This is a genomic window from Cupriavidus sp. UBA2010 (assembly GCF_002335265.1).
GTDB classification, from domain to species: Bacteria; Pseudomonadota; Gammaproteobacteria; order Burkholderiales; family Burkholderiaceae; genus Cupriavidus; species Cupriavidus metallidurans.
This window is the reverse complement of the sequence record NZ_DDCI01000015.1, coordinates 37,442-54,995: the sequence shown is the minus strand read 5'-3', so window position 1 is coordinate 54,995 and position 17,554 is coordinate 37,442. Positions and strand designations below refer to the sequence as shown.

Annotated in this window: 19 protein-coding genes; 7 read left to right on the top strand and 12 right to left on the bottom strand. The window is 65.6% G+C overall.

Annotated elements, in window-relative coordinates; genetic code table 11:
* Nucleotides 1-94: 94 nt before the first annotated feature.
* The 4 genes from B2246_RS11230 to B2246_RS11215 all read left to right on the top strand — a co-directional run bounded on the left by B2246_RS11230 (nt 95) and on the right by B2246_RS11215 (nt 4,494).
* Entirely contained in the window at nt 95-1,660 is a 1,566-nt protein-coding gene (locus tag B2246_RS11230; RefSeq protein WP_286882277.1) for a flavin-containing monooxygenase, read from the top strand.
* Nucleotides 1,661-1,736: 76 nt separating this feature from the next.
* Complete coding sequence (locus B2246_RS11225; protein ID WP_008642807.1) at nt 1,737-2,627, top strand: SDR family NAD(P)-dependent oxidoreductase; 891 nt, start codon at nt 1,737-1,739, stop codon at nt 2,625-2,627.
* Nucleotides 2,624-3,625, top strand: a complete 1,002-nt coding sequence (locus B2246_RS11220) for an alpha/beta fold hydrolase (RefSeq protein WP_286882278.1) — start codon at nt 2,624-2,626, stop codon at nt 3,623-3,625. Before B2246_RS11225 ends, B2246_RS11220 begins: the two co-directional genes overlap by 4 nt.
* On the top strand, nt 3,622-4,494 hold the full coding sequence (locus B2246_RS11215; protein WP_008642812.1) for a metal-dependent hydrolase: 873 nt from the start codon (nt 3,622-3,624) through the stop codon (nt 4,492-4,494). Before B2246_RS11220 ends, B2246_RS11215 begins: the two co-directional genes overlap by 4 nt.
* 53 nt (nt 4,495-4,547) lie before the next feature.
* Here the strand turns inward: B2246_RS11215 and B2246_RS11210 are convergent, their stop codons facing one another.
* Complete coding sequence (locus B2246_RS11210) at nt 4,548-5,387, bottom strand: MerR family transcriptional regulator (protein WP_186425489.1); 840 nt, start codon at nt 5,385-5,387, stop codon at nt 4,548-4,550.
* Between the two features lie 59 nt (nt 5,388-5,446).
* Between B2246_RS11210 and B2246_RS11205 the strand changes: the two genes are divergently transcribed.
* The 3 genes from B2246_RS11205 (at nt 5,447) to B2246_RS11195 (ending at nt 8,512) form a co-directional block, all read left to right on the top strand.
* On the top strand, nt 5,447-6,385 hold the full coding sequence (locus B2246_RS11205; RefSeq protein ID WP_186425490.1) for a LysR family transcriptional regulator: 939 nt from the start codon (nt 5,447-5,449) through the stop codon (nt 6,383-6,385).
* Nucleotides 6,386-6,548: 163 nt separating this feature from the next.
* Entirely contained in the window at nt 6,549-7,520 is a 972-nt protein-coding gene (locus B2246_RS11200) for a Bug family tripartite tricarboxylate transporter substrate binding protein (protein WP_008650828.1), read from the top strand.
* Nucleotides 7,521-7,537: 17 nt separating this feature from the next.
* A complete protein-coding gene (locus B2246_RS11195; protein ID WP_008650829.1) occupies nt 7,538-8,512 on the top strand; it encodes a M14 family metallopeptidase in 975 nt (324 codons plus the stop codon).
* A 122-nt stretch (nt 8,513-8,634) separates the two neighbouring features.
* Here B2246_RS11195 and B2246_RS11190 read toward each other — a convergent pair whose 3' ends face one another.
* The 11 genes from B2246_RS11190 to rpmH all read right to left on the bottom strand — a co-directional run bounded on the left by B2246_RS11190 (nt 8,635) and on the right by rpmH (nt 17,255).
* Nucleotides 8,635-9,234, bottom strand: a complete 600-nt coding sequence (locus B2246_RS11190; RefSeq protein WP_008650830.1) for an Sbal_3080 family lipoprotein — start codon at nt 9,232-9,234, stop codon at nt 8,635-8,637.
* A 180-nt stretch (nt 9,235-9,414) separates the two neighbouring features.
* Nucleotides 9,415-9,981, bottom strand: a complete 567-nt coding sequence (locus B2246_RS11185; RefSeq protein ID WP_008650831.1) for an OB-fold putative lipoprotein — start codon at nt 9,979-9,981, stop codon at nt 9,415-9,417.
* A gap of 59 nt (nt 9,982-10,040) precedes the next feature.
* Nucleotides 10,041-10,637 carry a TetR/AcrR family transcriptional regulator gene (locus tag B2246_RS11180; protein ID WP_286882281.1) on the bottom strand — a complete coding sequence of 199 codons (597 nt, stop codon included), beginning with the start codon at nt 10,635-10,637 and terminating at the stop codon, nt 10,041-10,043.
* Nucleotides 10,638-10,649: 12 nt separating this feature from the next.
* Complete coding sequence (locus tag B2246_RS11175; protein ID WP_286882282.1) at nt 10,650-11,240, bottom strand: hypothetical protein; 591 nt, start codon at nt 11,238-11,240, stop codon at nt 10,650-10,652.
* Nucleotides 11,241-11,286: 46 nt separating this feature from the next.
* Nucleotides 11,287-12,714 (bottom strand): tRNA uridine-5-carboxymethylaminomethyl(34) synthesis GTPase MnmE, encoded by a 1,428-nt coding sequence (gene mnmE, locus B2246_RS11170; protein WP_035881195.1) that lies wholly within the window; start codon nt 12,712-12,714, stop codon nt 11,287-11,289.
* A 52-nt stretch (nt 12,715-12,766) separates the two neighbouring features.
* Complete coding sequence (locus tag B2246_RS11165) at nt 12,767-13,528, bottom strand: CHAD domain-containing protein (RefSeq protein ID WP_035881196.1); 762 nt, start codon at nt 13,526-13,528, stop codon at nt 12,767-12,769.
* Nucleotides 13,529-13,634: 106 nt separating this feature from the next.
* The gene (tam, locus tag B2246_RS11160; RefSeq protein ID WP_008650846.1) at nt 13,635-14,405 is read right to left on the bottom strand and encodes a trans-aconitate 2-methyltransferase; all 771 of its coding nucleotides are present in this window, start codon (nt 14,403-14,405) and stop codon (nt 13,635-13,637) included.
* Nucleotides 14,406-14,538: 133 nt separating this feature from the next.
* Nucleotides 14,539-16,206, bottom strand: coding sequence for a membrane protein insertase YidC (yidC, locus tag B2246_RS11155; RefSeq protein ID WP_008650847.1), 1,668 nt, complete (start codon nt 16,204-16,206; stop codon nt 14,539-14,541).
* A gap of 22 nt (nt 16,207-16,228) precedes the next feature.
* A complete protein-coding gene (gene yidD, locus B2246_RS11150; protein WP_008650848.1) occupies nt 16,229-16,519 on the bottom strand; it encodes a membrane protein insertion efficiency factor YidD in 291 nt (96 codons plus the stop codon).
* 8 nt (nt 16,520-16,527) lie between these two features.
* Nucleotides 16,528-16,974: a ribonuclease P protein component gene (rnpA, locus tag B2246_RS11145; protein WP_085959095.1), complete on the bottom strand. Its 447-nt coding sequence runs from the start codon at nt 16,972-16,974 to the stop codon at nt 16,528-16,530.
* 146 nt (nt 16,975-17,120) lie between these two features.
* Complete coding sequence (gene rpmH / locus B2246_RS11140) at nt 17,121-17,255, bottom strand: 50S ribosomal protein L34 (RefSeq protein WP_008650850.1); 135 nt, start codon at nt 17,253-17,255, stop codon at nt 17,121-17,123.
* Nucleotides 17,256-17,554: the final 299 nt, after the last annotated feature.

The following is a 17,554-nucleotide window of genomic DNA, read 5'->3' as shown; positions in this document are numbered from 1 at the left end:
CTACGATGACATCGTTCAATGTCACAATCAATGGTGTCGTGATCGTGTCGCCGCCTTCGAAGGCGACACCCGCGCACCCACCGGAATGCGCCAAATGAATGCACCCGTGGATCTGCCCGACCGTCTCATCCCCACCCGTCCCAACGACGCTGCCTGCGACATCGCCATCATCGGCAGCGGCTTCTCTGGGCTGGCCATGGGTATCCGTCTCAAACAAGCTGGCGTCGATGATTTCCTGATCTTCGAGAAAGCCGGTTCGGTCGGCGGCACCTGGCGCGATAACCACTATCCCGGTTGCGCGTGCGATGTGCAATCCCATCTCTACTCGTTCTCGTTCGCGCCGAATCCGAGCTGGTCGCGCATGTTCTCGCCGCAGCCGGAGATTCGCCGCTACCTTGAACACAGCGCCGAGACGTTCGGCCTGAGCTCGCATTTGCGCTTCGGCCATGAACTGAAGCAGGCCGTCTGGGACGCGTCCGCTGGGGTCTGGCGGCTGGAAATGGCCGATGGCCGGCGCGTGCGCGCGCGGATCCTGGTCTCGGGGATGGGCGGGCTCAGCCGCCCTGCCATTCCCGATATTCCCGGTCTCGATACCTTCGCCGGCACCACGTTCCACTCCCAGCAGTGGCGCCATGACTATCCGCTGGCGGGCAAGCGCGTGGCCGTAATTGGCACTGGCGCCAGCGCGATCCAGTTCGTGCCGCGGATCGCGCCACAGGTGGATCGCCTCGACCTCTACCAGCGCACGCCGCCGTGGATCATGCCCAAGCCGGACCGCGACGTGTCCGCGCTGGAGCGCTGGATGTTCCGCCAGTTCCCCTTCACACAGTGGCTGGTACGGGCCGGCCTGTACTGGATGCTGGAAATGCGCGTGATGGGCTTCGTGATGCATCCGAAGCTGATGAAGGCCGTGGAGCGGATGGCGCGGCGCCACCTCGCGCGGGAAGTGCGCGACCCCGGACTACGCGCGAAGCTGACGCCGGACTACACGATCGGCTGCAAGCGCGTGCTGATGTCCAATGACTACTACGGAGCGCTCACACGTGCCAATGTCGATGTGGTGACCACGGGCATCGATCATGTGGAACCGGACGCGCTGGTGATGCGCGACGGCAGCCGCAGGCCGGCCGATTGCATCATCCTGGGCACGGGCTTCCGCGCCACCGATCCGCTGCCGCGTGGCGTGATCATCGGGCGAGACGGCCGTGACGTGCTCGATGCCTGGCGCGATGGCGCGGAGGCGTACCTCGGCACCACGGTCTCGGGCTTCCCGAACCTGTTCCTGATCATGGGGCCGAACACCGGACTGGGACACAGCTCGATGGTGTTCATGATCGAGTCGCAGGTGCGCTACGTGCTCGACGCGCTGCGGCAGATGCGCGAGGAACGCGTGCAGGCCGTGGACGTGCGCCCGTCGATCCAGGATGGCTTCAACCGCGGCATCCAGCAGAAGCTGGATCACACGATCTGGTCGGCAGGCGGCTGCGCGAGCTGGTACATGGACCCGCGCAGCGGCAAGAACACCACGCTGTGGCCAGGTTTCACATGGCAGTTCTGGCGCGCGACGCAGACCTTCCGCATGGCCGACTACGAACGCTGGCCCATGCGCGAACAAGGCGTCGCGCCGCTACCCGATGAGGCCGAGACCGCTCGCGCCTGAGATCCGATCGCGCGCATCCCCAACCCTGCGCCCTCATCCACACCGCAACACCCCATAACGATATCGGGAGACATGCATGAAGGATTTCCACAACAAGGTTGCCGCGATCACCGGCGCTGGCTCGGGCATGGGGCGCTGTCTGGCCATCCAGCTCGCGCAGTCCGGCTGCCACGTGGCGATATCGGACTGCAATGAAGCGGGCCTCGCGCAGACGGTGGCTGAAGTGCGCTGTGTGGCGCCCTTGGTGCAGATCACCAGCCATCGCGTGGATGTCGCGGATCGCGCCGCCGTCCATGCCTGGGCGGATGACGTGGCGCGCGCGCATGGCCGCGTGAACCTGATCTTCAACAATGCCGGCGTCGCGTTGTCGAGCACGGTCGAAGGCATGGCCTACGACGATCTCGAATGGATCATCGGCATCAACTTCTGGGGTGTGGTGTATGGCACGAAGGCATTCCTGCCCCATCTCAAGGCCAGCGGCGAAGGCCATGTGGTGAACACGTCGAGCATCTTCGGCCTGTTCGCGCAGCCCGGCATGGGCGCGTACAACGCCAGCAAATACGCGGTGCGCGGATTCACGGAATCGCTGCGTCAGGAACTCGATCTGATGGACTGCGGCGTGTCCGCGACCACTGTGCATCCAGGCGGCATCAAGACCAATATTGCGCGTGCCAGCCGGGTGTCGTCGAGCGTGAACGGGCTGCTGGTGCGCGACGCGCAGCAGGGCCGCGAGGAGTTCGAGAAGTTCTTCATTACCACGGCAGACAAGGCCGCGCGCGTGATCCTGGACGGTGTGCGCGCGAACAAGCGCCGCGTGCTGATCGGCCCGGATGCCTACGCGGCGGATGCCCTCTCCCGCATCCTGCCTGCCGCGTACCAGTCGCTGGTGGTGCGCGATACGCGACGCAAGAGCAAGCGACTGCTGTCCGATACGGCGGGCGCGCCCGCACGCGGAGAACGCGCATGAATCGCGCCGCGCTTTCACGTGAGGCGGCATTGCAGTCGCCGCCGGGTGCGTTCACGCGCTGGTTCGGGCAGGGCCGCATCGGCCTGTTCAGCCTGTCGCGCGAAACGCTGGCGCTCCGCCACGCGTTGCCCGCGTCCCGCTGGGTATCGGTGATGGGCACGCTGGTCCACTACACCGAGGAAGGCGTGCCGGAGGGCGAGCCGCTGGTACTGATTCACGGATTCGGCGCGTCGCTGCATACGTGGGAGGGGTTGATGCCGATGCTGCGTCGCCGCTATCGCGTGGTGCGGCTCGACCTCGCGCCGTTTGGCCTCACCGGTCCGCTGCGTGACGCGCATGGTCGCATCATGACGATGGATGTCGACATCTATCGCGCGTTCATCGACGGCTTCCTGGCTGCGGTGAACATCTCGCGTGCAACGGTGATCGGCAACTCGCTCGGCGGACTGATCGCATGGGACCTCGCGGCGCGCCGGCCGTCGCTGGTGAACCGGCTGGTGCTGGTCGATGCCGCAGGCTTCCCGATGAAGCTGCCGATCTACATCGACCTGTTCCGGCACGCCGTGGTGCGCTGGTCGGCGCCGTGGATGTTGCCGGAGTCGATCATCCGCGCGGCTACGCGTGATGTCTATGGCGACGCGTCGCGCGTGCCGGAGGCCACGTTCCGTCGTTACGTCGATTTCTTCTATGCCGCAGGCAGCCGTGAAGCCGTAGGCCGCATGGTGCCGAAGCTCGATTTCGATGGGTTGGATACCGAACGCCTGCGCGGCGTGCGTGTGCCCACGCTGGTGCTGTGGGGCGATCGCGACCGCTGGATTCCGCCCGCGCACGCGGCCGAGTTCGCGGCCCGCATTCCCGACGTGACGCTGCGCCGTTACGCGGGGCTTGGCCACATCCCAATGGAAGAAGACCCTCAGCGCGTGGCCGCTGACCTGTTGCCTTTTCTGGACGGTGCACGCGAGGCACGTCCGTCATTCAGCAAGGAGTTTGCATCATGATGCCTGTCCGCCGCGACGTACATCCCCATCTCCCGCCGGAGCGCATTTGCGATTGGCATCAACGCGGCCGGCACGTCACCCACTTCATCAACGCGCTTTCGATTTTCTTCCCGGCCGGCGAACGCTTCTTCATGGACAGCGTGCGCAACTATCGCGACCGCATCACCGATCCAGAACTCAAGCAGGCCGTGGCCGGCTTTATCGGACAGGAAGCGATGCACACACGCGAGCACATTCTTTACAACCGTTTGCTCGATGATGTTGGCCTACCTGCCAGCAAGCTCGACAACCGCGTGGCCAGCCTGCTCAATCTGCTGCGCAAGATCCTGCCGAAATCATGGCAGCTCGCGCACACGATCGCGCTGGAACACTACACGGCGATGCTGGCTGCCGGCATGTTGGCCGATCCGCGTCAAATGGGCGATTCGGAGCCAGGCTATCGGCAGGTATGGACCTGGCACGCGCTGGAAGAAACCGAGCACAAGGCCGTGGCCTACGACGTGTGGAACGTGGTCATGAAGCCCGGCCCGTACCGCTACTTCGTGCGAACGTTCACGATGCTCACCACCACCGTGACGTTCTGGGCCATGGTGTTCGCTTTCCACGTCAGGCTGGTGATGGCGGACAAGTCATGCCGCAACAAGCTGCTCGGCTTTGGCAGCGTGATGAACTTCCTGTGGGGATCGCCGGGCACGCTGCGCAAGATGATTCCGGAATGGTTCGCCTACTTCCGGCCTGGGTTCCATCCTTGGGATGACGACAATCGCGCGGAGCTCAGCCGCATCGCGCCGCTGATCTCGGAGATCGAGGACACGGCGATTCGCGCGGGTGCCAGCACGCGCGCGCCGTCGATCCGTAGCGTGGCGTGACGCGGTAGGTGGCAAGCGGCAGGCGGCAGGCGTGCGGGAGATCGGCCGGCGCATCAATCGCCCGCCGATCCTCCCTCTTCATGCAGGTGTTCGAGGATCGCGGCAACGCGGTCCCCGAGATACTTGTTGGCCGAGATTTCGAGCGCCCGCATCATCTCGGTCTCCAGCGCCACCAGCGCGAGTGGCCGGATGCGCCAGAGCACATCCACGATGCGCGGCACTTCGGATGGCGGTGGCAGCTTGCCTTCGCCGAAGCGGTCCAGTTCGCGCACTACCATGCCGACGATCCGGTCGGACACGGCCTGGAAGTGGCCGCGCGCCTGCTCGATGATGTCGAGCACGTCCTCGAGCGGAAACCCGGCTTTGGCCATCTCGGCACCCGCCGCCAGCGCGCGCGGGCTGCGGGCCAGGTAGCCGAAGCCATCCGGTTCCAGCAATCCCAGTGAAATCGCCTTGGCCAGCGCCGTGCGCGAGATCGCGCGGCCGAACAGCCGTGCCAGCGCCAGGTACGAGTAGTGGCGCGGCGCTTCGCTGTTCCAGGGGCTGCTGATCGCCGTCTCGAGACCCAGGATCGATCGCAGGTCGTGGCCTTCCACGATCGCCTTGAGCAGTTCCATGATGTTGGCGAGCGTGTAGCCGCGCGCCAGCAGATGGTGGATCAGCCGCAGCCGCCCCAGATGCGCCTGCGTGTAGATGCCGACGCGGCCGCGCCGCTCGGGTGGGTCGATGAGCCCGCGGTCCTGATAGGAGCGGATATTGCGGACGGTGGTGCCGGCCACACGCGCCAGCTCGTCGATGGTGTATTCGGGAAAAGTCTTGCCGCCCGTCTGCGCTGAGTCGGAATCGGTAGGACTGGAAGGAGTGGGCGTGGCGCCGCGCTTGATCGAAACCATGGCGAAAATTCTAACTGAGTCGGCGACGTTACAATGCGGCATCACCTCCCGCCGTCCCCATGCATATCCGTTGGCTCGAAGATTTCGTCTGCCTGGCCCAGGCCGGGAGTCTCGCGCGTGCCGCCGAGTTGCGCAACGTCACGCCGCCCGCATTTGGCCGGCGGATGCAGGCGCTCGAAGTCTGGGCCGGCGCGCCACTGATCGATCGCAGCACGTTTCCGGTGCGGCTGACCGCCGAGGGCCGCCAGTTCCTGGAGGCCGCGCAGACGGCGCTGCGCACGCTGGAGGACGCACGCCTGTCGCTGCGGGCGGCGCATCGCGCGGACGCCAGCACGCTGACCATCGCCACCGGCAAGACGCTCGCGCGTTCGATGGTGCCAGCATGGCTGGCCGGCCTGCGCGAGGCACTGCGCGACGACCCTGCCGGCGCCGGCTTCCGCACACGGCTATCGACCCATGCCACGCACGATGCGCTGGCCATGTTCACCGAGGGCGATGCTGACTTTCTGCTTTGCTACAGTCCGCACGATATGCCTGTGATGCTGGACGACGCGCGCTATGTGTTCCATCCCGTGGGTGTCGAGCGCATGGTCTGCGTGGCGGCCGCCGATGCGCGTGGTGGTCCCGCCTTCCGGCTGCAACGACCGAAGTCGGGCACCCGCCCCGCGCCGGTGCCGATGATTGCCTATGCGGAGACGCTGACGATGGGCCGCATGGTCAATCAGGAGATTGCCCGCCGCAAGCTGGCAAGTTGGCTCGACGTGATCGCCGTCAGTGACTTCGCCGAGTCGGTACACGAGATGGTGCGGCAGAAGATGGGGCTGGCCTGGCTGCCGGCGCGTCTGATTGCCGATGATCTTCATTCGGGACGCCTGGTACGTGCCGATCTTCAGGGCGGCGACTCCGTCGACCTCGCGCTCGATATCCGCCTGTACCGCCCGCGCGCGCAAATGCGCCCGTTGGCCGAGGCGTTCTGGCGGGCCGCGGCGGCCGCCTGAGCACTGGTTCGTCCCTTCTCCCGGTCTATACACCCGTCGTGCGGAGCGGGGAGTCAGGCAGCCATTGCCAAATTGGCAATCCACATTGCCAAAGCCGCATGTTTCCCGCTGCGCGTCTCTCTACCATCGCCGGACAACATTCCTAGAACTGCCCGGAGAAATCATGAAGACCCTGCTGCGCGCGGCCGTTGCCGCCTCCCTCGCCTGTTGTGCATTCGCCGCAAGCGCGGCCGGCAACTACCCGACCAAGCCGATCACGCTGGTGGTGGGCTATACCGCGGGCGGCAGCGTCGATCTGGTTGCGCGTACCGTGGCGCCGGAACTGGGCAAGCGTCTGGGGCAGAGCGTGGTGATCGAGAACCTCGGCGGCGCTGGCGGCACGATCGGCGCGCAGAAAGTGGTCAAGGCCGATCCCGACGGCTACACCCTGCTGATGGGCTCGGGCAGCGAGGTGTCGATCGCCCGCCTGACCAACCCGGCCGTGCGCTATGACGGCGAGAAGGACCTGGCGCCGATCACGTTCGTCGGCACGCAGCCGATGGTGCTGGTCGGCAAGCTGCAACTGCCGGCCAAGGACGCTGGCGAATTGATGGCGCTGGCCAAGGCGCAGCCGGGCAAGCTGTCCTATGCGTCTTCCGGCGTCGGCACGCCGCTGAACCTGGCCGGCGAACTGATCAAGCAGCAGGGCAAGGTCAACATCACCCATGTGCCGTACAAGGGGGCCTCGGCGATGTCCACCGACCTGCTCGGCGGTCAGATCGACCTGGCCGTGATGGTGCTGTCCTCGGCGCTGCCGCACATCCAGGCGGGCCGCATTCGGGCCTATGGTGTCACCGAAGCCAAGCGCGCCAGCGTGGCGCCGAACGTGCCGGCGCTGGCCGAGACCCCGGCGCTCAAGGGCGTCGACATGGGAGTATGGTTCGGATTGATGGCACCAACGTCTACTCCCCGCCCTGTTATTGATCGCCTGAATAATGAAATGCAGGCCGTACTGGCCATGCCCGAAGTTCGCAAGAAGCTGGCCGAGGCCGGCGTGGAAGTGGCGCCGGCCAATCCGGCCCAGTTCGCGAGCTTCGTCAAGCGCGAAACCAGCCGCTATCGCACGATCGTGCAGGCGGCCGATATTCGCGAGTAACTCCTGAGGAAGTCCCGATGACGCAGACCGCTCCCGCCTTCGACGCCTACCCCGTCGAAGTCGAATTTCCCGATATTGGCCCGTATGCCGAGAGCAACACCGGCATCGCCTACCTCCATACGTTCGACAGCGGCCTGCCCGGGCCGCACGTGATGATTAATGCACTGACGCACGGTAACGAGGTGTGCGGCGCGATCACGGTGGCCGGGCTGCTCGACCATGGGCTGCGGCCGCGACGCGGCAGGCTCACGCTGTCGTTCGCCAATGTCGACGCCTACGCGCGCTTCGATGCGGCGAAGCCCGATGCGTCGCGCTTCGTCGATCAGGACTTCAACCGGGTCTGGACTTCGGCGGTGCTCGACGACCTGTCGCGCGATTCGTCCGAACTGCGCCGGGCGCGCGCGATGCGTCCGGTGATCGATACGGTGGACCTGCTGCTTGACCTGCACTCGATGCACGAGAAGAGCCGGCCGCTGATCGTGTCCGGTCCACTCGACAAGGGCATTGCGTTGTCGCGTGCCATTGGCGCCCCGGCCGACATCATCGTCGATGAAGGCCATCCTGAAGGCCGCCGGATGCGCGATTACGCGGACTTTGGCGATCCGGCCAGCCCGCGAAATGCGCTGCTGATCGAATGTGGCCAGCATTGGGAGACCTCGGCGGTGGATGTCGCGCGTGACAGCACGGCGCGCTTCCTGCTCAGCGCCGGCATCGTTGAGGAAGCCGATCTGCCCGCGGGCTGGCTGCGCCCGCTGCCGGCCGCGCAGCGCGTGATTCGCGTGACCGAGCCCGTGGTGGCGACCAGCATGGATTTCCGCTTTGCCGGCCCGTACACGGGGCTGGAGACCTTTGCCGATGCCGGAACCGTGATCGGCTGGAACGGCGGTGCCGAGGTGGTCACGCCGTATCCCAATTGCGTGCTGGTGATGCCCTCGCTGCGCCAGTTGCGGCCCGGGGTGACCGTGGTGCGCCTGGGACGGCTGGAAGCCTGAGCACTGGAGCACTGGAGCATCCACGCGCCAGAAACCCACGATCTTCATGCGGCGAGCCGGCAAGATGCCCCCTCAAGAGGCGTTCCCCGGCCCCGCTTTTCTTAGGCCTGAATGCCGCTCGCTCAGGCGGCGGGCGCTACGCCACCGGAGCCTGGCTGCGAACCCGGGGTAGGCGCCGGTGCTGCCTGGGCAGGCACCGGTTGGGGCTTCAGGCCCGGGAACAGCTGGTCGACCAGTTCGTCGATCTTGGCGTCCGGCTGGATCAGATGGCTCAGATTGATGCCGCCCGCGCTGCGATTGGCGTTGTAGATGGCCTTGCCGGCACGCTCTCCGTTGCGGAATACCGTGATGTCGACCGAGACCAGGAACGGCGTTACGAATGTCTGGCGCTGGGCCGTGTACGTGGCGGTCATCGGGCACGCTGCCACCGACGAATACGGCTGCAGGACCTTCACTTCGAAATTGCGCGCGCGCAGTGCGTCCGCGAAGTTCTCCACATAGGCATTGCCGTTCACCTGATTGGGGATGATGCAGAACAGCGCGCCATCGGCACCTACCACGTGATTGCCGTTGACGCGGAACTGCGCCGGTCCGCCATAGGGGCCGGGCTGGAAGCTGGCGATCGGGTCAGCCTGGCCCTGGTCAACCGGTGTGACGGCTTGATAGGTGGAACAGCCGCTGGCCAGCAGGGCCAGCGTGGCGGCAATCGTTGCTCTTTTCATCGTGTGTCCTGAGTCGCGTCGGCGCGGGCGCCGGCCGCCCGGATCCAGATGAGGGGCACATTGGCGGCACCATGCCTGCGTACTGTAGACGCGCGGGCACAGGGTCAAATCACTGAACAACGGGGCACTGATGCCGCAAATCTCCCGCGTGCCGCGCACGGCACCGCGCCGGACGGCGATTTAATTGGCGCCGCCGCGAATCAGGCAGTCATTCAGCAGCGGCACGCCGCCCTCGCCTTGCCCGGCGCCCGTGCATTCGACGGCCACCTTCTGGCCACGCCGGACCATGGTGGCGCGCGCCTCGACCTCGCAGACCCTGCCTGCCGGGCCACAGATCTGCCGGCGCAGCAGGTTTGCCCGGACCAGTTCACCCGGGTTGCTGGTGCGGATTTCCAGGAACACGTTGTTGCCGTCGTCGCGCCGGATGCCGCTGGCCACGCCTTCGACGATGAAGTACTTGCCGCGATAGCGGTCGTCGGCCTCGCCGGCATTGTCGCGATAGTCGGCAAACAGGCCATCGGCCTGGTACTGGGGCAGGACGTCGGCGGGACGCTCGGGATCGATGCTGATCGGGTCGAGCGTGCCATTACGTGGGATGCCGCGCGGGATGCTGGCTGGCTGGGATGATGGCGCGGCGCCGGTTTCAACCGGTACGACGTCCCCCTTGTCATTGCCAACGAACCACAACAGGCCGAGGACGACCACGGCAACGACGGCGATGAGGGATTGCTGCAGGCGGCTCAACATCTCGGGGACGGGCTCCTCTGGAGCCCGGTAAGTGGAGAAAGGCCGCCAGTTTAACGCGCCTACTCCTTGCTGACCCGAGCCAGCAAATATCCCTTGGCTGCTGCGAGCACTTCGTTGGACAACGGCGTGCCCTGCGTGGCGCGCGAGAGCACCAGGGCGCCGACCAGCGTGGCCATCTCCGCGATGGCATTTGCGCGATTGGCGGCGGCGTTGCCGCCCGGCTGGACGCTGGCCAGAACATCCAGCAGTTTTTCGAGCCCTTCGTGGTAGGTCGCGCGAACCGGTTTGTCATCGCCCTCGCGCGCGACATCGTTGGCCAGCGCCGCCGCCGGGCAGCCGCTCCCAGGCGCATTGCGGTTGCGTGTGGACAGATAGCCATCGATCAGCGCCGCGAGCGCGGTTGCCTTGTCAGGCGCTTCTTCCACACGTTTGCGCCAGCGCGCGTTCGACTCCTCGAATGCGCGCGCGCAGGCGATGGCGGCCAACGCATCCTTCGATTCGAAATGGCCGTAGAAGCCGCCGTGCGTCAGTCCGGCCGCACCCATCAGATCGGCTACGCTGATCCCGTGAAATCCTTGTTCGCGAAACAACTGGGACGAAGCCTGTTCAATGGCTATACGGTTCTTTTCCGTTTCCGCTTTCGATACCCGCGGCATGACTGACTCCCATCACTGACTTCCATCCTTGTGGACTGACTCACCATCCGTGCCGGGATGGTCTGCCACATTGTTTGCCAAGTCAACGGCGTCCAGTTGAGTGATACCGATCGAGCGGCCTCTTGCAGGTGCGCCTGTCATCGCCACGTATGCTGCGGCGTCATACGGCGTCGGCTGTCCAAGTTGCGCGAGGAACAAGTCGCGCATGATGTCGCCCTGCTGCTCGAGCTTGTAGGCCGTGAGTGGCTTGCCGGGCTCCAGCCGGTACCGGTACTGGTTGAAGCCGAGGAAGTGCCGGATCTGCTCGCCAAGTCCTTTGCACAACACGTTGACGCCGTGCTGGTGCTGCCAGACGTGCGTCATCTCGTGAATGAAGAACGCCTGGATCTGGATGCCGGCAGCGCTGAAGTCTGTGTAGTGACGCAGCCTTCGGCCGAGGTACATCTGCCCGTTTGGCGTGATGATGTATCCGGCGCCCTGCCAGAACACGTAGTTCCGCGCGTGGATGCGGACCTGCCTGTAGTCGATGTCATCGGCAAAGACACTGCGGGCGAGCGCGATCTCACCGGGGGTGAGGGGGCGAGAGGTTTTCGCGGAAGACATCAGGAGACGGTTCGCCTTGTGCTACCGGTCTTGTCTCGCCAAGCCGTCACTTCCCGATGCAGAACCGCGTGAAGATCGTCCCCAGCAGGTCGTCGCTGGTGAACTCTCCAGTGATGCTGTTCAGGTGATCCTGCGCCAGCCGCAGTTCCTCCGCGAACAGATCCAGCGCCTGGGCGTGCTGCGAGGCGCTGGCCTCGGCGAGTTCGAGGTGCGATTCCGCGTTGCGCAGGGCGATGAGATGGCGCTCCCGCGCCAGGAACGCGCCTTCATTGCCGGACTGCCAGCCGATCAGGCGCAGCAGTTCGCTGCGCATCAGGTCGATGCCCGCGCCGGTGCGCGCGGAGATCCAGATTTCGGTCGGGTTTGGCCCATTGGCCGCCACCACGTGCGGGCGGTTGCCGCCAAAGCCCATCGCGCCGACGGACGGCGCGAGGTCGATCTTGTTGATGACGCGAACGATCGGAGACCCGGGGGGCAACTGGCCGCTCAGGCGATCGTCGATATGGTCATCGGTCTCCGAAATGCCATGCTCGATGTAGTCCGCCGCGTCGATCAGATGCAGCACGATATCGGCGTGGCGGATGGCTTCCCATGTGCGCTCGATGCCGATGCGTTCCACTTCGTCGGCGGCATCGTCGCGCAGCCCTGCGGTGTCGATAATGTGCAGCGGGATGCCGTCTATCTGGATCGTCTCGCGCACGCGATCACGCGTGGTGCCGGCAATCGGCGTGACGATGGCGAGATCCGAACCGGCGAGCGCATTGAGCAGCGAGGACTTGCCCACATTGGGCTGTCCGGCCAGAACCACCGACAATCCTTCACGCAGCAATGAGCCCTGCCGCGCCTGCTTGAGGACGCCCGCGAGATCTTCGCGAATGCGCGTCAGTTGGCCGCGTGCATTGGAGGCCTCGAGGAAATCGATCTCCTCTTCGGGAAAGTCCAGCGTGGCTTCCACCAGCATTCGCAGGTGGATGACTTTCTCCACAAGCGCATGGATCGCCTTGGAGAACTCTCCCTCCATGGATCGCGCCGCAGACCGCGCCGCGGCTTCCGTGCTTGCCTCGATCAGATCCGCCACGGCTTCGGCCTGCGCAAGGTCGAGCTTGTCGTTGAGGAACGCGCGCCGCGTGAACTCGCCCGGCTCGGCCACACGCAGGCCGATGTCCTTGCCGGCCTCGAGGCAGCGCGACAGCAGCATCTGCATCACCACAGGCCCGCCATGGCCCTGCAACTCAAGCACTTCCTCGCCGGTGTATGAATTCGGTGCCGGGAAGTAGAGCGCGAGGCCATGATCGATGACATTGCCACGTGCATCGATAAACGGCAGATAGGTGGCGTGACGTGGCTGCAGCGTGCGGCCGCATACGGCGCGCATCACGGCGCCGACATCGGGGCCGGAAACACGCACGACGCCGATGCCGCCACGGCCTGGTGCGGTGGCAATCGCGGCGATGGGAATCTGGGATACGGTCATGGGCGGTATTGTCGCAGATCGTCCGCATCGGGGACGATCGGGGTGGCAAGGCTCAGCTCGCCAGGCATTCGCATATCAGCCTGTGCGCCACGGCGTCGTCGATGACGCCGCCGAGTTCGGTTTGGCGTGCGATGAGCTTACCGTGCAGCCGCTTGCGGTAGCGCTTGGGCAGCACATCGGACAGCGCTTCGATTGCATACCTCAATCGCTTGTTGCCGATCCGCAGCGCATGGACGTGCGCGATCTGGCCGTCGCGTGCCACGCGCGCCAGATCGCGCACGCGCCCGCGCGCCTTGCGGATGCGCCCGCGCGCGAACGCGGCCATGCGGCCATGCTGCCCGTGACGGGTCTTGGGATCGGACAGGTGCAGCAGATCCCGGTAAAGGGTGGGCAATGGCGCCTGCCGGTAACGCGTCAACTGCGTGACCATAAGCGTGCGTGCCTCGGCGCGCCTGGCATGGGCGACGTCGATCAACGCGACCAGCACCGGGTCCCCGGGTTGCAGGGCAAGGGCGGGCAGCAGCGTTTCGGAGAGGAAGACGTCCCAGTCGCGCACGGCGCTGGCGGCATCGGCCACGTCATGGAGCGCCAGCTTCCAGCGCTCCCTGATGGCGTGCGGCAGGATCGGGCCGAAGGCCCAGGTCACCGCACGCAGGTGTCGCACGGCCACGCGCAGTGCGTGCACGTCTTCCGCTATGTCGCGTTGCAGCAGGGCGTCGAGCTGAGCCTCGACGATGCGCAGACCCGAGCCGCCCAGCATGACAAAGGCGGCGACAGGGCGCATCTTCCGATGCAGCTCGGGCGGACGGCTCATGGCGGTATCTCTATGCGCGCCTCTTGGACAAGAGGAGACTGCAAGGCGTCACTGCAGTGTAGGCGACGACGCACGTGATACCAACGCCATGTTCCGTGGAGGCTTCCTAGCGCGTTGCGACGATGAACACGCGCGGGAACGGCAGCAGGACCGTGCCATCGGACATGGCCGGGAATACCTTGGCCACTGCCGCCTCATATCGCTTCAGGTATTCGGCCTTCTCATCCTCGGTCAGAGGCGCCAGGAACGGCCGCAGGCCGCTGCCCTTGAACCACTCGACGATGGCCGCCGGGCCGCCCTTGAGCGGGTGCTGGTAGATCGTGCGCCAGATGTCCACGCGTGTGCAGTGCGGCTTGAGCAGTTCGTAGTACCAGCGCTCGTTGGCCAGCGGTGTGCGGGCCTCGGCGGCCTTGGCGAGCTTGTCCGCCCACGGGCCGTTCAACGCGGTCTCGCGCATCAACTGGTGCGGCGGCTCGTTGAGGTTGTCCGGCATCTGCACGGCCAGGCTGCCGCCCGGCGCCAGCTTGTCGATCAGCGAGGGAAACAGCGTGGCGTGACCTGGCACCCACTGGAACACGGCATTGGCCAGGATCACGTCGTAGGGGCCGGGGTCATTCCAGGCGGTGACGTCGGCGATGTCGAAGCGCAGGTCCGGCAGGCGTTTGCGTGCCGCCGCAATCATGTCCGCGTCGCTGTCGAACCCGGTTACCTCGGCGCCGGCGTAGCGCGCGGCCAGTACCTCGGTGGAGTTGCCCGGGCCACAGCCAACATCGGCGGCCCGCCGCGCGCTGGCGGTGGGGATTGCCCCGACCAGATCCCGCACCGGGCGGGTCCGTTCATCCTCGAATTGCACATATTGGCTGGCGGACCAGGTCATGGCGTATCCCCTTTCGTCTTGGTGAAAGGGATTCTAGTCTTATATAAGATATAAGACTAGAGGCGTGCGCCGAAAAAGAAAAAACCCGGCGCGAGGCCGGGTTTTTCCAGGTTCGGGGTCGGATCGGCGGTGATCAGCTCTTGGCTACCGCAGCCGTCTTGCCCTTGCCGAGCATTCGGTTGATCTGCCATTGCTGGGCGATCGACAGGATGTTGTTCACCACCCAGTACAGCACCAGGCCGGCCGGGAAGAAGAAGAACATGAACGAGAACACCAGCGGCATGATCATCATGACCTTGGCCTGCACGGGGTCCGGCGGGGTCGGGTTCAGTCGGGTCTGCACGAACATCGACACGGCCATCACGATCGGCAGGATGTAGAACGGATCCGGCACCGACAGATCGTGAATCCAGCCCAGCCACGGCGCGCCGCGCATTTCCACCGACGACAGCAGCACCCAGTACAGCGCGATGAACACCGGAATCTGGATCACGATGGGCAGGCAGCCGCCGAGCGGATTGACCTTCTCGGTGCGGTACAGCGCCATCATTTCCTGGTTCATCTTCTGCGGATCGCCCTTGTGGCGCTCGCGGATGGCCGTCATGCGGGGCTGCAGGTCCTTCATCTTGCCCATCGACTTGTAGCTGGCAGCCGACAGCGGGAAGAACACGAGCTTGATCAGCACGGTCAGCCCGATGATCGACCAGCCCCAGTTACCCAGGAAGCCGTGCAGCTTTTCCAGCAGCCAGAACAGCGGCTTGGCCAGGATAGTCAGCCAGCCGTAGTCCTTCACCAGTTCCAGGCCCGGGGTGATCTGCTCGAGCATGCGCTCTTCCTGCGGGCCGGCGAACAGGCGGGCATCGGTGCTGACCGTTGCGCCCGGGGCCAGTTGACCCAGCGGTTGCTGGATACCCACGCGGTACAGGTTCGGGTCGATCTGCTCGGCGTAGAAGCTGTGCTGCTTGCCGGTCTGCGGAATCCAGGCCGATGCGAAGTAGTGCTGCACCATCGCCACCCAGCCGTTGTCGGTGGCGGCCGGCACGGTGGCCTTGCCCTTGGCGATGTCTTCGAAGGTGAGCTTGTGGTACTTGTCGGCGTTGGTGTAGATCGCCGGGCCCGTGAACGTGCTGTAGAACTGCGATTTCTCGACCTTGCTGCCATCACGCGCCAGTTCCAGGTACAGCGTCGGCGAAACCGCCGCGGTGCCCGTGTTGGTCACGTCGAAGCGCGTGTCGACCACGTAGCTGCCCTTGTGGAACGTGTAGGTCTTGACGAACTTCACGCCGTTTTTCTCGGCGGTCAGCACTACGTCGAGCTTGTCCTGGCCCGGTGCCAGCGTGCGCGTGCCCGGCGCCACCGTGAACACGGTGGTGTGGTTCGGCAGGTCGCCACCGATCAGGCCCGAGCGGGCCAGGTAGGTGCGATTGACGTCGCGTTCAAGCAGGACGACCGGCGCGCCATCCTTCTCATGCTCGTTGAGCAGTTCCAGGCGCGACAGGATGCCGCCGGCCGTGTCGATCTCGGCGCGCACCTCGTCGGTGGTCACGGTGACCTTCTCGCCGACCGGCTGCGCAGCCGCTTGCGGCGCTGCCGGAACCGTTCCAGGGGCTGCGTTCGTCGCGTTCGCCTTGGGCACGTCGGCCTGAGGCGTAGCGCCACCAGCGCCGGCCGGGGCGGCCTGCTGCGTGTTGGCGCTCGGGAAGAACATCGACGCGTGGCCGTTGGCGCGCTGCCAGTTGTCGTAGAGCAGCACGAGGGACATCGAGAAGATGACCCACAGGATGGTGCGTTTGATATCCATGTCTCGCTATGGTCGGAGGAAATCAGGGTCTGGGAAGCCGGACCGTGACAGGCGGGCGGCCTGGCGCGGCGGATGCCGGGGGCGCCGCGGCGGTCCCGTGTGTTGCAGGCACGGGATCATACCCGCCCTTTGTGAATGGGTGGCAGCGACAGAGTCTGCACGCTGCCATCCAGGTGCCGCGCGCCGCGCCGTGCTGCACGATGGCGTCGCGGGCATAGTCGGAACATGTGGGCAGGAAGCGGCACTGCGAGCCCAGGTAAGGACTCAGGGCGATCTTGTAGATGCGCAGCAGGGCAAGCAGGATTCGCTTCATGGTGGTGGTCAGGCAGGCGCCTCGGGCGTGGTGGGCACATCCGCGAAAGCCGTTGGCGGTGCCGTGGGAACGGCGGGCGCAACGGGTAGCGGCTTGGCCGCCACGTCCAGCAGTCCGCTGATCTCCGCATGGCAGGCCTTGCGGATCGCAACCCGGCTGGAGAACTCCGCACGCGGAAACTTCGCTTGCAGGCGCAGCAGAATATCGCGGCCCGCGAATTGGGCCTGCCGGCTCCGAAACAGTTCCCGCACCATGCGCTTCACGAGATTACGCTCGGCCGCGCGTGGTGCGAATTTCTTGCCGACAACGATGCCCAGCCGGGCCTGCGCCTGGCCGTTGGCGCGCACGTACAGCACGAAGTGCGTAGTGCGACGCCGGGGCCGCAAAGCAAAAACGGATGAAAACTCATCCGTCTTTGTGAGCCTCGCGGCTTTGGGAAAGGCATGGTTCGACACGCTTGGCAAAGCTAGCGGCAAGCTGGGCTTCGACGGGCAGTGCTCCCGGCCATCCTGAGTGCGAGGCGCTTGGCCGGGCAGGCTTTCATCGAGGCAGCGCGAATCGCGCAACCCGACGTTCACCGCCCGGGCCGGTCGCCCGGCACTCAGATCGCCAGGCGCTTGCGGCCCTTGGCGCGGCGTGCGTTGATCACGGCACGGCCGCCACGGGTCTTCATGCGCACGCGGAAACCATGGGTACGCTTGCGGCGGGTAACGGAAGGTTGATAGGTACGTTTCATGTTGCACTCTCTGGTTGATCCGGGCTTTCCGGGCGCCGGCGATTTGCCGGGGCGCCTTGGCCGCCGCGTATGGTTCGCATGGGGCTGTGCCGCGATGCAGACTCTGGGAAAGCTGCGGCCTTGCCGACGATTCTGGTTCTGTCTTGCTGCCGGCCGCCGCTGGCATCGCCACATTGGACGAAGCGCCGGCGGGGATCAGGCCGCTTGCCTGATGCCGCACATGGTTCACACGCACGGTACGGGCCAGACCCGGCGATGCGCATACGTGATCCCCTGCCGCATCGCAGAACCCGCCATTT